Source organism: Limnothrix redekei LRLZ20PSL1 (genome assembly GCF_043235035.1).
Taxonomy (GTDB): domain Bacteria; phylum Cyanobacteriota; class Cyanobacteriia; order CACIAM-69d; family CACIAM-69d; genus CACIAM-69d.
Map to the genome: position 1 here is coordinate 69,674 of NZ_JAZAQF010000006.1, position 13,485 is coordinate 83,158.

Annotated in this window: 11 protein-coding genes; 4 read left to right on the forward strand and 7 right to left on the reverse strand. The window is 58.9% G+C overall.

The window, feature by feature from the left end; all coding sequences use genetic code 11:
• Window positions 1–681 precede the first annotated feature (681 nt).
• On the reverse strand, window positions 682–1,056 hold the full coding sequence (gene ebsA / locus VPK24_RS01265) for a type IV pilus biogenesis protein EbsA (protein WP_099533831.1): 375 nt from the start codon (window positions 1,054–1,056) through the stop codon (window positions 682–684).
• A gap of 334 nt (window positions 1,057–1,390) precedes the next feature.
• Here ebsA and VPK24_RS01270 point away from each other — a divergent pair, with 334 nt between their 5' ends.
• The 3 genes from VPK24_RS01270 to modB all read left to right on the forward strand — a co-directional run bounded on the left by VPK24_RS01270 (window position 1,391) and on the right by modB (window position 4,632).
• A complete protein-coding gene (locus VPK24_RS01270; protein ID WP_393010000.1) occupies window positions 1,391–2,887 on the forward strand; it encodes a glycosyltransferase in 1,497 nt (498 codons plus the stop codon).
• 201 nt (window positions 2,888–3,088) lie between these two features.
• Complete coding sequence (gene modA / locus VPK24_RS01275; RefSeq protein WP_393010002.1) at window positions 3,089–3,952, forward strand: molybdate ABC transporter substrate-binding protein; 864 nt, start codon at window positions 3,089–3,091, stop codon at window positions 3,950–3,952.
• Window positions 3,949–4,632 (forward strand): molybdate ABC transporter permease subunit, encoded by a 684-nt coding sequence (gene modB / locus VPK24_RS01280; RefSeq protein WP_190533972.1) that lies wholly within the window; start codon window positions 3,949–3,951, stop codon window positions 4,630–4,632. Before modA ends, modB begins: the two co-directional genes overlap by 4 nt.
• On the opposite strand, the gene VPK24_RS01285 is transcribed toward modB, so the two are convergent.
• The 5 genes from VPK24_RS01285 to tmk form a co-directional block, all read right to left on the reverse strand.
• Window positions 4,604–6,064 (reverse strand): MFS transporter, encoded by a 1,461-nt coding sequence (locus VPK24_RS01285; RefSeq protein WP_393010005.1) that lies wholly within the window; start codon window positions 6,062–6,064, stop codon window positions 4,604–4,606. The genes modB and VPK24_RS01285 overlap by 29 nt on opposite strands.
• Before the next feature lie 101 nt (window positions 6,065–6,165).
• On the reverse strand, window positions 6,166–6,612 hold the full coding sequence (locus tag VPK24_RS01290) for a GFA family protein (protein ID WP_393010007.1): 447 nt from the start codon (window positions 6,610–6,612) through the stop codon (window positions 6,166–6,168).
• Between the two features lie 71 nt (window positions 6,613–6,683).
• The gene (locus VPK24_RS01295) at window positions 6,684–7,370 is read right to left on the reverse strand and encodes a GerMN domain-containing protein (RefSeq protein WP_393010009.1); all 687 of its coding nucleotides are present in this window, start codon (window positions 7,368–7,370) and stop codon (window positions 6,684–6,686) included.
• A gap of 246 nt (window positions 7,371–7,616) precedes the next feature.
• Entirely contained in the window at window positions 7,617–8,603 is a 987-nt protein-coding gene (locus VPK24_RS01300) for a DNA polymerase III subunit delta' (RefSeq protein WP_393010011.1), read from the reverse strand.
• A 96-nt stretch (window positions 8,604–8,699) separates the two neighbouring features.
• Window positions 8,700–9,452: a dTMP kinase gene (gene tmk / locus VPK24_RS01305; RefSeq protein WP_393010013.1), complete on the reverse strand. Its 753-nt coding sequence runs from the start codon at window positions 9,450–9,452 to the stop codon at window positions 8,700–8,702.
• Between the two features lie 286 nt (window positions 9,453–9,738).
• Between tmk and VPK24_RS01310 the strand changes: the two genes are divergently transcribed.
• On the forward strand, window positions 9,739–10,086 hold the full coding sequence (locus tag VPK24_RS01310) for a hypothetical protein (protein ID WP_393010015.1): 348 nt from the start codon (window positions 9,739–9,741) through the stop codon (window positions 10,084–10,086).
• 21 nt (window positions 10,087–10,107) lie between these two features.
• Here VPK24_RS01310 and VPK24_RS01315 read toward each other — a convergent pair whose 3' ends face one another.
• Complete coding sequence (locus VPK24_RS01315) at window positions 10,108–13,389, reverse strand: ATP-binding protein (protein ID WP_393010017.1); 3,282 nt, start codon at window positions 13,387–13,389, stop codon at window positions 10,108–10,110.
• Window positions 13,390–13,485 lie beyond the last annotated feature (96 nt).

A 13,485-nucleotide genomic window follows, 5' to 3' on the forward strand; every position in this document is an offset into this window, starting at 1 on the left:
AGGTGTGATCGACCCATCAAATCTGGAGGGATACCAGACATAGCAATCCTGTTAATGCAATTAAATCATTAATGTGTATTGCAGCGATTGCAACTGTCCATTACACCTGGTATGGAAGGGTAACGATTGTAACAAGTTGTTAGAGATTGTTTCCGCAGTTTTGCGTCCTGAGTCCGGGTGGGCTGAGGCGGTTGGGGATCGCTCTTTCGGGCCTGAGAATGGGGTTGGAAACCGACGGCCGGCCGCCGATGTGACCCGATCGCCCCTCTAGGGTTAATCATTCCCAAAATTCCCTGCCTACGGTCAGCTCCGAAGCAACCCAATTCAGGGTTATCCGGACTGTTTGGCGGACGATGGGGCTAAAGGGGGCATTATGCGATCGTTTCCTAACATTACCAAAAAAATACTGCCTGATTCCGGCTGGATGCCGAGCCTGCGGTCGAGTCTGATTCCGAATTTGATTGTGGGATTTGATTGTGGGATTTGATTTCGGTCTGATTTTGGTTTGACCAGAGTCTGATCGGGTTTCGCTGGTCAGATGCTGAAGGGTGGGACTAACCAGCGATCGCCCCAATCTAAGGGCTAATCCAAGGCCCGATCTAAGGGCCAAACCGAATCTAAGGGCCAAACCGAAGGGCCCAGCGAGGGCCGATCGGGAGGAATATTTTAGCTCGCTTGATCCTATTCCAAATGGCTCAGAAGCTTGCGATAAAAGGCCTTTGAAAAATCCGTCACCCGCGTTTTTTTATAGTCAATTAACACATCAATTAGAAAGCTAATAAATTCAAAATTAGCCATGGACACTTCGTAGCTTAATTCTGCATTGCCATCAAACTGAATTCGACAGCGGGTTAGGTCGGCCGGCAGAGTGGAAACACGCCAGGTGGCCACAAAGGGAATATCATCGCCGCCTTCAATGCGACGTTTACCTTCGATCGATCCCTTTTGGTATAGCCCGATCGCAAAGGGCAACACGTTTCGTTTCGCACCCTGATAGTAGGGCAGATAAACGCCAACGGCTCCCTTGGCGGCCGGTTCTAGTTTGTCCAACGACATGTGGCGTGGCCTCCTGTGGCCCGTGAGAGGATGACGAGATGATGGGGGGTGGTGACAGTATTGGGGCGATCTCGCCGTGGCCGTCAACCATCGGCAATTGCCGTATTTGCCATTATTGCCAAGCCAGACCCCTTCAACAAGGGGCGTTTGGGTCTCAAGAATTCCTCAAGAATTCCTCAAGAATGTCGTAAGAATACCGCTGATTCACCGGGCCTAAACTGCGTCAATTGGTGGAATGGATCGCTTGCGTGATTTGGCCGCAAGCGGTCTAATGCTAGGGAAGATTGCCGTTGATTAACCCCAACTCATTACTTGCACCATCTTCCTGAAGCATATGACGGAACCACTTCTTGACCGGGATGCTCTCGATCGAACCACGGCGGAATCGGGCGATCGGTGGGATTGGAGCGGTGGCCTCGAAGGGCGACGGCGCAAGGCGGCCACCGCTCTCTTTGCCCTCTGGTCCACGGTGGTGATGTTGCACTATGCGGCTTGGGGGGCGGCCTTTGTGTGGGCGGTGACGGTGTTGGCAGGGGCCTATGTGCTGCGGGTGATGGCGGCTCCCCAGGCGGCGCTGACCGCGCGATCGACCGACCAGCAATTGTCGATCGCCCCGGATGTTTCCCGATCGCCGGTTGCTCTGGCGGCGGATGTCTGGCCTTCGGTGGCAGTGTTGGTGTCAGCCAAGGACGAGGAAGCGGTGATTGGGGCGCTGGTGAAACGCCTCTGCGCGATCGACTATCCAGCCGATCGCTACGAAGTTTGGATTATTGACGACGGCAGCAGCGATCGCACGCCCCAGGTGTTGCAACAACTGCAAGCGATTTATCCGCAATTGCGCGTTTTGCGGCGGCCGCCGGGGGCCGGAGGCGGCAAGTCCGGCGCGTTGAATGCGGCTGTGGCCCAGGCTCGGGGCGAAATTCTGGTGGTGTTTGACGCGGATGCTCAAATGCAGCCGGATCTATTGCGGCAGGTGGTTCCGGTCTTTGCCCGATCGAGCGTTGGCGCGGTGCAGTTGCGCAAGGCGATCGTGCAAGCGGAAGCCCCTGATTTCCATCCCGATCGCGACAACTTCTGGATTCGAGGTCAGCAGGCAGAAATGGCCCTCGACAGCCACCTCCAAGGACAACGGGCCCGCTTGGGTGGCGTGGGTGAGCTGCGGGGCAATGGTGAATTTATTCGGCGTGCTGCCCTCGAACAATGCGGCGGATTCAACGAAGCCACCATTACCGACGACTTGGATTTGGCCGTGCGGCTGCACCTGAACGGTTGGGATATTGAATGCTTGATGTTCCCGGCGGTTTTGGAAGAAGGTGTGACCCGCCTCAAGGCCCTGTGGCATCAGCGGAACCGCTGGGCCGAAGGGGGCTACCAACGCTATCTCGACTATTGGCGGGCGATCGCCGGGAATCGCGGTGGAGCCGCCAAAACCTTGGATTTAGCCGTGTTTTTGCTATTCCAATACCTCGTTCCCCAAATGATTGTGGCTGACTGGGTTGTGGCTGGTATTCGGGGCGATGGGCCCGTGCTGACTCCGCTGGCCACGGCGGGGCTGTTGCTCTCGGCCTTGGGGATGGTGTTGGGGTTGCGATTGGTGGCGGCGGGCACCGAATCTCCCACCCATTTGGGCGATCGCCTGGTCAGTTGGTTGCGCACCCTCAGCAAAACCGCCTTGGGTTTGATGTATATGCTGCACTGGTTCCCCGTCATTGCCAGCATGGGTTTGCGGATTGCGGTGCGGCCTAAGCAGTTGAAATGGGTGAAAACGGCCCACGCCGGTTCCGGGGAACTGGCGATCGAGCTAGATGATCTCGACTCCGACCATTCCTAGGCAGTGCAGCAGTTTGAATTCATCGGGGCAACGTTGCGGAATCAGTCGCCATAACAAGGGGCTTAAGCCCCTTGCTGTCTAACGGTCTGGGAGGAGCCGCCATTTGAATTGACTGATGAGTTAACCGATGAGTTGACCGATCACAAGAAGCTTGCCTTGCGACTGGTCAGCACATCAAAAAGCACATCTAAAAGAGGGCATATGCTCGCAAATTGGCGCTTTTGGGTCATGGGTCTGATTGTGGGAATGGTGGCGGGATGTCGTGTGGACTGGAACGGCCCCAATGGCCAAGCAAAACCCCAACAAACCCTGACCGTTTCCGCCGCCGCCAGCTTGCAACCCGCCCTCGCCACCCTGCAAGCGGAATATCGCCTGGTGGAACCCACGGTGCAGTTAAGCCTCAATTTCGGTTCCTCCGGCGCACTCAAGCAGCAAATTTTGCAAGGGGCCCCGGTGGATCTGTTCATTTCAGCCGATGCCAAAACCATGGCGGAGTTGGCGGGGGCGGGCCTGGTGGATCCGGCAACCCAACGAGATTTGCTCTCCAATGAGTTGGTCTTGGTGGCCCGGCCCGGGGTTCCCCTGCGCAAGTGGCAAGATGTGGCTCGACCGGAGGTGAAATTTTTGGCGATCGGGGATCCGGAACGAGTGCCGGTCGGTCGCTATGCCCGCGCCACGTTGGTGTCCTTGGATCTTTGGAAAGCCGTGCAACCGAAGTTGGTTTTGGGCCAGGATGTCAGGCAGGTATTGACAGCGGTGGTGACTGGCAATGCGGATGCGGGGGTGGTGTATGCCTCCGATGTGCGTCGATCAACTGAGTCGCCACTGGGTTTGGTGTTGGTGGGAGATGCGCCGCCGGGATCCCATCCGCCCATCACTTACCCGATCGCGGTGATGGCCAAAACGCGCCAACCGGCCGCCGCTCGCCAATTTGCTGACTGGTTGGGGAAACCCACCGCCCGATCGATCTTTGTCCGCTATGGGTTTGTGCCCCTGAGCTTGGGGAGTGCCTCACCCTTGCCGCATCCGGTGGCTGCCCCCGAGCGATCGCCCGCCCACTCATGACCAGCCCCGCCAGTTGGGTGACCCAGTGGGATTGGTCGCCTTGGAGTTTGTCAGTGGGGGCGGCCCTGTGGGCCACGGGGTTGGCCGTGAGTTTGGGCTTGCTGATTGCCTGGGCAATGCTGTCCTGTCGGGAACCCTGGCGTAGTGCGATCGATACGGTGTTAGTGTTGCCGCTGGTGTTGCCGCCAACGGTGGTGGGGTTTGGGCTGTTGGTGTTGTTGGGTCGCCAGGGGCCGATCGGGTTGGCTTTGGAATCGATCGGGGTGTCGGTGGTGTTTTCGCCCCTGGGCACGGTGGTGGCGGCCACGGTGGTGGCCTTTCCCTTGGCCTATCGCACCTTGCTTTCCACCTTTGAGCAATTGGATCCCGACCTGTTGCGGGCGGCCCGTACCCTGGGCCTAAACGGTTGGCAAATTTTTTGGCGGGTGCGGTTGCCCCTGGCGCGATCAGGCTTGGTGGCGGCGGCCTTGCTCACCTTTGCGCGATCGCTCGGAGAATTTGGGGCCACGGTGATGTTGGCGGGCAATATTCCCGGCCGCACCCAAACGATTCCCAGTGCCATTTTTGCCGCCGTGGAAGCGGGTGACTGGCCCCGGGCCCAACTGTGGGTGTGGTTATCGATCGCAATGGCCCTGCTGGCAATTGTGGGGCTTAATCAAGCGGCCCGTCGCCCTTGGTAGGGGGATTGTTGGGTTCTGAATTCGTTACAGAATGGGTTGCAGAATTCGGTGATTGGATTGGTTCGATGAACTCGATCGGCTCGATCGGCCCCGTCGCTGCGGGTGACCAGATTAACCAACCCGCCGCCACCGCAAAGGAACCCGCCGCCTGACCAGGATGCAGCGGCAACCCCGTAGCACTCAGCAGGGCATTGACAGCCGCAAAACCACCAAAAAAGCACCCAATCCCCAATCCCACGCGATCGGGCATCAGGTCGATCGCTAGCGGAATGCCCCCATTGAACAGCCCCGCCCAGGCCACCATCATCACCAACGCCAGCGGCCAAGTGACGATTCCCAATTGCGGCAGTGTCAGCATCGGCAGCCCCATGCCCAAGGCGATCGCCCCCGCCAACATCACCGATCGATTGCCCCATCGGCCCGCCAGCAGCCCCATCACCAACGCCCCGATCGCCACCGTTAGACCCACCCCCAACCCAATCACACTGCCGGGCCATTGGGGCAACTGGCTTTGCAAGGCAGCGGGCACAATGCCAAAAAACAGCCGCAACCCCCAACCCACGGCCGCCCCCAATCCCAACAGCCGCACCACTTCTCCCCACCGAATCGGCCCAGGATGGTTTTGGGCAACGGCGCTGGCTCCCAAGACCCGATCGGGCCCCGCCAATTGCAAGACTCCCGCCGCCGCCACCAGGGCCAACGATCCCAGCCCAAAGGCATAGGCCGGGCCCAACTGCAAAACGCGATCGCGAGCCAAGGGAGCTACCGCCCCCACCAAGCCCGCCGACAAAACCAACAAGCTGTTGGCCTGGGGCAGTTGACTGCTCAAGGCGTATTGACCAATGAGGGCGATCGCGGGCGATCGAAACACCGCCATGGCCACCGCCCACAGCACCACGGTCACCATCAACAGGCCTTGAACGATTGCCCCGCGCCCGAACGCCGTCGCCACCATGGCCCCAAACATCAACACCGTCAGCCCCACTCCTGCCACCACCAGGGGATAGCGGCTGCCCACGCGCAACCGCGCCCGATCGCTCAAGCCTCCAATCACTGGCTCCAACACTGCGGCCAGGCCATCTTCCAAAATCAACACTGCCCGATCGACCCCCGGCAACCCCACGGCTGCCAACAACTGGGGTAAATAGAACCGATACAGTACCCAAGCCAGGGAAATGGCTCCTTGCAATCCCGCCAATCCCAACACGGGCCGCCACAGGAGGTTGCGTTCCGGTTGATGTGATTCAGGCTGATTGGATTCCGGTTGAGCGAACCCAGGCTCTTTCGGCTCGGGATTCGGGACAGGCTCGGGTGATTGGGTCATGGGATGGGGCCAGGGCAAAGACCGATCGCCCCAGAGGCGATCGCGCGGATAGTTCCGGTCTAACCGATCGATTCGGCTCCTGGCGAACCTTTCCGGGCGATCGTCCACATCAGCCCCATATCAGCCCCACGGCAACAAGAATCCTGAATCAATGCATCCTGGATCAATGGACTTAACTGATTCCTCAACGTCGGGGCTGAATTCCGGCGCTAATTCGCCGTTGCCGCTCTCAGGGTGTCAATATTGGCTTCCCAATTGCGCCCATCAAAGGGTTCAATCAGCACCTGGGACGGATCGGCCAAATCAATGCCATCTAGGCAGCGGGCATTCACGCTATAGCCATCCGGGTGCGATCGGGGCACATAAAACGACTTGATGCCGCAGGTGCGACAAAACAAATGCTTGGCCGTGCCCGTGTTGAAGGTGTAGGTGGTTAATGCTGTTTCGCCCTGCAACAGTTGAAAGCGCGATCGGGGAACGAGCAAATGCAAAAATCCCGTTTTGTCGCAGATGGAGCAATTGCAAGACTGCACCTGTAAGGGCGATGGCCCCTGCACCTGAAAGCGCACCGCTCCGCAATGGCAACCACCTTCATAGGTGACGGCAGAGTCACGGTTGGATTCAGTCTCCGCTGTGGGGTTGGGTTCTTGGGTCATGGCGAATGGTCGATCGAAAAGAAACGAATTACTAAGGGTTGAATTAGGGCTTGCAGTCTAGGGCTTGCAGTCTAGGGCTTGAATTGTCGATCGAACGTGGCCCGGTCGATCGGTTGCGGCACTTCCAAACCCTCGCCTCCCAACACCGTCAAAGGTTGGCCTTCCACCAAAATCCAAACCTTCGCAGCGGGATTCAACGTGCTGGCCGTGTAAACAATTTGCCCTAACCGTCCCATCATCGATGCACTGCCGCCACCGCTGGTGAATTCTGACGACAGGTTCACCCGCACCCCTTCCGGCGCGATCATCACGTCCAGCAGCTTGGTGTTGACGGGAATGGCGCTGCTTAAGTTGTTGTCGGTGGGTTGCCCGGCCAAAACTTGCTCGATCGCCCCGCGCAGCACCTCATCTGGCTCACTGCTGGCCACGGTTTTGGCCGGCTGACCCGCCATCACAAAATGGGTTCCCGTGTCTTTCAGCCAATAGACCTGGGACTGTTCAGCGATCGGGGCGGTGGCTACAGGGGCAGGAGTCGCCTTCGGTGATTGGGGCACGGCGCTGGGGGGCGGCGTGGGGGCAACGCTGGCCGCCACCGAAGGGCTGGGGCTGGGGATGGTTGTTGCGGCGGAAGGGCTGGGGGTTGGGGCCGGGGCCATGGAAGCGTTCCACCAGGCAACGCCGGCCCCCACCGCCACGGCCGTTGAACCAACGGCGGCCACAAGACTGATGGGTAGATTGCGACGGGGACGATCGGACATGGTGACAAAACCTCCTGAGGCGGTGCAAACGCAAGGCCCATAGCCAGCCTGGAACCGCACTGGAAACTGTTAGCGCAATGGCTCTTGAACTCTTGTTCTGGGTGGGGGGATGGAAACCCGGATCATTCGATGGTGTTGATTTGGGGGCGACTTGGGGGTCGGCAATCGGGTTCAGCAGTGGGCGATCGGGCTGTTACGGCCATTCTAGGCCGCTCCTCAAAAGTCGGCGTGAATGCTGTTCTGAAATTAGGCTCCTTGGGCCAGTTCCATCAGGGCCACTTCCCAGGCCAAGCGAGGTTGCACATAGCCCATCAGTTGCTTGCGGAGGGCTTCCAAACGGCGCAGGGTTCGATCGCGCTGGGGCCAAGGCCGATCTCCCTGTTGCCACCAGGTTTGTTGCAAATAGTTCACGAGCCACAGTTGCTGCTCCAGGTCGATCGCCTTATCGAGCTGCCGGGCTAAATCCAGGGCCGCAAAGGCAGACTGGGGCGGTTGGCGCAGGGCCATGAGCAAGTCCTGCGGCAGGGTTTGCAACCGTTGCCAATGGGTGATCGCCTGACCGGGACAGCCCTGGGCCAAGGCCAACACTTCGGGATAGTCGCGCAAGTCGCCATGGCCCGCCCGATCGAGCACTTGGATCAACTCCGACGGAGCCAACCGGCGAAAGGAAACCCGCGCGCAACGAGAAACCAACGTGGGCAAAATTGCCTCGGGGCCAGGAGCCAACAAAATAATGGTGGCGCGGCCCGGTTCTTCGAGGGTTTTTAAAAGGGCATTGGCGGCCCCCTCGGCCATGGTTTGGGCCGCTTCAATCACCACAAACGATCGGGGCGCTTCCATGGGTGGCCGGCCGAGGCTGGTGGCCAATTGGCGAATTTGTTCTAGACGAACTTGGGGCGGCGTTTTCTTTTCCAGACCGCTGGCTTGGGCTTGGCTGATGGAAATCAGTTGTCCCCGATCGAGGTAGGTTGGCTCCAGCCAAATCAGGTCGGGGTGCATTCGCTCGCGTACCCGTCGTCCCAAACTGGCCGCCAATTCCGGGCGATCGGGCGGACAAAGAATCCATTGGCCAAAGCATTCTGCCGCCAGCTTGCGCCCCACCCCATTGGGCCCGGCAAACAGATAGGCCGGCGCAATTCGATCGCGGGCGATCGCCATCGTCAAAAAATCAATGACCGAATCTTGACCCACCAGGGGCCCAAACTCAGCCCGAATCGTCGCTGGCTCCAGCATCTAACCGGCCTCCATCCCCATGCCCCTCTTGTTCCCGTCCCGTTATCCCGGCCGCAATGACTTGCATGAACGACCTGCATTCCCCTGGCTGTTCGATTAGAACGCGGTCTGCACTGGAACCGGCCACCAACGGGCCAAGCGTTCGGTCAACACCGCTTGGGTTTGGGCAAAGGTGGCGGCCAAGTCTCCATCGGCTGCGATTCGCACCACTCGATCGGGATCCTGAGCGGCCAAGGCTGCAAACCCTGATCGCACCCGTTCATGGAACTCGATCGCGCTGCGTTCTAGGCGATCGGCCGGGCCTCGCCGGGCCGCCCGCCGGGCCAAGCAACAGTCGATCGAGGCATCGAACCACAGGGTTAGGTCACTGGTTAAGCCCGCCGTGGCAATTCGATTCAGGGTTTCAATCAGGATTAAATCCTGCTGGCGGCCAAAGCCTTGATAGGCCACGGTGGAATCCACAAATCGATCGCTCACCACCAACGCCCCGGCGGCCAAGGCCGGTTGCAGCACCTGCGCCACATGCTGGGCCCGATCGGCCGCGTAAAGTAACAGCTCTGTGCGATCGGCTACCTCCCAATCGCCCGACAGGAGCAAGTGGCGAATCTGTTGACCCAAGGCCGTGCCTCCCGGCTCCCGCGTCACCACCAAGGGGCGATCGCCCAGAATGCCGCTGGCCTTGAGCCAATCCACCGCCTGCTCCAGTTGGGTGGTTTTGCCTGCGCCGTCAATTCCTTCAAAGGTGACCAGCCGGCCCGGATTTGTCGGAACTGTCGGTGATAAATCCAGTGGCGACAGACCCGATCGCGGCATGGTGTCCAATCCCATAACAACTGTTTCCGTCCCCATCGCCAGCTTCCCTAAGAGGTTGTTTGAAAAGCCAAAATTGCTACGCTGTACGCCACAGCGATCGACGTAGACAAGGGGCTTAAGCCCCTTGTCCCCACGACCATTGGTGCTTAGCCCGTGCCAAAAGATACTTTTCAAACATCCTCTCAGCAAAACCCTTGGGATCTGGTTCCGTTTTGCTAGCGATCCCTTGGTTCCGGGCCCCAAGTCCACAGTCGAGAGCAAAAGCGCTTGGGTATTATAGGGTTGGACGCGGTTCTACGCAGTTTCACGCAATCGAATCTTCATGGCTCGTTATACCTGTCTATTCTCCTTTTCACAGCCGTCAGATCAACTGCTTGGCCAGCTTGAACCCTCGCTGACCGATTGCGGTCTCAACGTCGTCCACAAAACCGTTGATTATCTCCTTGCGCGCGAACGACCGGGCAAAGTGTCCTATTACCGTTTGGTGACGGTGGAGTTGGTGATCGATCGCGCCGATGAAGTTCGCAATCGCGCTCGCTTAAACCTGATTGTTAAGAATGAAGAGCTGGCCCTTCAGCAAAATAATCATTGTCGGCAAATGTCCGAGCAAATTGGCCAAACCTTACAGGACAGCGGTTTGCTGGAACTGCTGAGTAGTGTCACGGGCTAGGCAATCCAGGCGATCGCGCCATTAAGGAGCGAGGGTTGGCGGTTGCGCCAAATCGGCAATTTGTTCTAATTGGAAATTTTCCAGCAAGTCCTCGATCGCCTGGCAAAGGTCGTGGTAGTCGGGCGGTAACTCCATGAGCAGCGTGCGCACTTGGTCTTCATCGGCGCTGCGGGCGGCTAAGTCCAACGCCAAGCGCCACTCGATCGACAGTCCTGCAAACCGATCGCGCAGGTTCAGGGTTAGTTGCCCATGGCCGTCGAGCACCGGATGCGGAGCCACGGGTAAGGCGATCGGACAAATGGAACCTTGGGGAGCTAGCAGGCCCCGAATCAGATCCAACAACAGAGGACAGAGCGGGGGCGAATTGGGTAGCAAGGTGCAGTCCAGCTCTTGCAAACAATGGTGATCTTGGGGATTGGGAGCGATCGCCACAATGATGCAGGGGGTGGTCACCAGGTTTTTGCGCTCGATCGCCCGGATGCGGCGAACCGTGGCCAGCCCTTCCCCGTCCGGTAGCCGCAGATCTACCCATAGGAGTCGCGGTTGCCAGGAAGTCCATTGGCGCAAGGCATCCCACCCGTGATGAACACATTGGCTTTCCAAGCCCACCTGCTTCAGATAGTTCACATAGGCCTGGCCCCGATCAAGTAGAGGATCCACAATTAACAAGCGCCCAATCCAGGGTTCGGGCGGTGTGGCCTCCAGCAGGACCAGAGGCTTGCGAGCCGGTGGTTCCGGATGTGCCAACAGGCCATCCAGGCGGGGCAAGGGCACTTGCAGCCGAAAAATGGTCAGGATGCCCGGGCGACTTTCCGCCACCAAAGAACCGCCCATCAGCAGGGCCAGCCGCTGCCCGATCGCCAAGCCCAATCCCGTGCCCTGGCGCAGGCGACGGCCGGCCTTGGCTTGCACAAAGGGTTCAAAGATGTCAGTCATTTCCTCGGGGTGAATGCCTTCTCCGGTGTTGCTAATTTCAAAAACAAGCAGGTCACCTTCGCCTAAATCAACGGAAAGAGTGACTTGGCCGGGCATTCCAACGAATTTGAAGGCGTTATCGAGCAAGTTGGTTAAAATTTGCCGCAGCCGCCGGCCATCACCCTTCACCCAATGGGGAATCGTGCCCGCCACGGCCATTTGAAAATGGACACGGGCACTGCGCGATCGCATCTCAAAAATTTCCTGTAAGTCGTTCAGCAGGGCCAACAGGTCAAAATCGATCGGCTCTAGTTCCAGGTGATCCGTTTCCACGCGGGCGATCGAGAGCAAATCATCAATCAGTTGCAGCAGGTAGGATCCATTGCGGGCGATCGCGTCCAGATGTTCCAGAGCTGGATCCGTGGGGGGAGCAATCAGACCCAAAACGCGCGATCTCAGCAGTTGCCCAAATCCCAAAATGGCGTGGAGCGGCGTGCGCAACTCATGGGTCACATTGGCCAAAAAGACCGTCTTGGCACGGTTGGCCTGTTCCGCCGCATCCCGGGCCGCCGCCAAGTGGTGATTCGCCACCGCCAAGGCCGCCGTCCGCTCTGAAACCTGTCGTTCCAGGTTTTGGTTGTAGCTCACCAACAATTCCTCAGTTACCTTGCGATCGGTGATGTCCTGTAGCACCACGATCGCCCCGGTCACGGCCTGCTCGCTGTCAAACAGCGGCACGGCCAACACCTCCAAGGGCACGCGGCGGCCGTGGGTTTGCTGCACATCCAGCCGAGTGGGCGCAACGGTTTTTCCCTCCAGGGCCAAAACTCCCGGTAACTGGTGAATGGGAAATTCGGCCTCGCTACCGGCCAAGAACAGACGGTGATGCAAGGTTTTGTAGGTGCGCCCCAACGGTTGCAGCCCGATCGGCAATTGCAAGAGGCCCCCCGCCACGGAGTTAACGTATTGCAAGGAACCGTCTTGGCTCAAAACCAACACCCCCATGGGTAGCGATTCCAGCACTTGGGTTAAGTGACTTTTGCTGTCTTGGAGAGCGCTGAAGGACAAGCGCAGGGTGGCCGCCATGGCGTTGAAGGTTTGGGCCAAGGCATCAAACTCTTGCACCCCCGTGTTGCTGTCTACGGGTTGAAACTGGATGCGGGCGGCGGCGCGGGTGGCCTGGTTCAGTTGCTCCAGGGGGCGCAAAACCTGCTGCACCGTCCACCATCCGATGCCCATGGCCAACAGCAGTGCTGTGCCGGCCAACAGCAACATGATTTCGGCAGTTTCTTGGACATCACCCAGAAAGGCCGATTCGGGAACCAACACCGCAATCCACCAATCGGGGGTCATGGGGTGGTTGCAGCGCTCGAGGTGCAGCAGGTAGCGCTTGCCGTGGAATTGATAGAGCTGGCTGGTGCGATCGGGCAGGTAGCGAAATCCCCCGAACCGATCGAGCAGGTAGTAGCCAGTGCTTTGGATGGCGCGATCGGGGAAGCTTTGCAAGGACAAGGGGTGCAGTTGGTTCAATTCGCCCCGCTGTTCCACCCGATAGGGCAACTGATCGCTGGAGGTGGCCACCACCGTCCCCTCATCGGTGAACACAAAAACCTGACCCTGAGGTGGTAAGGGAATCGATCGCAGCAATTGCCCCACGGTCATCAGGTTTAAGTTGGCGCTAAACACCCCCAACAACCGGCCGGAGCGATCGTCATACAGCGGCCAGGCATAGTGCATCACCCAATCGGCGCTCCATTGCCAGTTGCGGTTTTGCTGGCGCTGATCCAAGCTGCTCCAAGTGGGCTGGCCAACCCCCACCGCCGCATTAAACCAAGCCTGGGATTGGGGTTCGCTGGTCCAATAGAGCCGAGGGCGACCCGCTGGCTGCCCCCGATCGCTCACGGACCACTGCCAGACACTTTGGTTATGGCTTTGGCCGTTGGCAAAGCGTCGCCACCCCCCTAACCGCGATACCCCGCGCAAATTGCCCTGGGGATCGCTATAAACCAACTGGCCCAAGTCGGGAAACTCCCGCAACCGTCGCCAGAGGTATTGTTCGATCGCCCGCCAATCCCCTTGAGGCCATTGCCCTGCCAGGAAATCATTGGTTTGCAGTTGGGCAACGGTGCTGTAAGTCCGAAAAAGGTTGGTGAGCTGTAAATGGGCCTGCTGGCTGCTCATTTGCAGCAGTTGCTTGGTATTTTCGGTGGCAACGGTGCGATTGCTGCGGAGGGCTAAGTAGGCGATCGCCCCCACCACCAGCACCAATTGGATCACGAACGGCACAATGATCAGCCACCGCAGGGAGACCGCCCAACCGCCGCCCGCCGAAGGAGCGGTGGTCTGCGATCGAACCTGGGGTGGCGACTCTGGGGCAGTTGGTTTCAAGCGTGCTCTCCTCTAGGGCCGAGGCGCAAGCAAGGGGCTAATCAACAATTGAGGCCGAGGCGATTGAAATTGAAGCCGAGGCGATTGATCAATCGC

Coding starts and splice junctions, on each gene's coding strand:
- ebsA (WP_099533831.1), bottom strand. CDS start 1,056: ATGTCGTTGGACAAACTAGAACCGGCCGCCAAGGGAGCCGTTGGCGTT.
- VPK24_RS01270 (WP_393010000.1), top strand. CDS start 1,391: ATGACGGAACCACTTCTTGACCGGGATGCTCTCGATCGAACCACGGCG.
- modA (WP_393010002.1), top strand. CDS start 3,089: ATGCTCGCAAATTGGCGCTTTTGGGTCATGGGTCTGATTGTGGGAATG.
- modB (WP_190533972.1), top strand. CDS start 3,949: ATGACCAGCCCCGCCAGTTGGGTGACCCAGTGGGATTGGTCGCCTTGG.
- VPK24_RS01290 (WP_393010007.1), bottom strand. CDS start 6,612: ATGACCCAAGAACCCAACCCCACAGCGGAGACTGAATCCAACCGTGAC.
- VPK24_RS01295 (WP_393010009.1), bottom strand. CDS start 7,370: ATGTCCGATCGTCCCCGTCGCAATCTACCCATCAGTCTTGTGGCCGCC.
- VPK24_RS01300 (WP_393010011.1), bottom strand. CDS start 8,603: ATGCTGGAGCCAGCGACGATTCGGGCTGAGTTTGGGCCCCTGGTGGGT.
- tmk (WP_393010013.1), bottom strand. CDS start 9,452: ATGGGGACGGAAACAGTTGTTATGGGATTGGACACCATGCCGCGATCG.
- VPK24_RS01310 (WP_393010015.1), top strand. CDS start 9,739: ATGGCTCGTTATACCTGTCTATTCTCCTTTTCACAGCCGTCAGATCAA.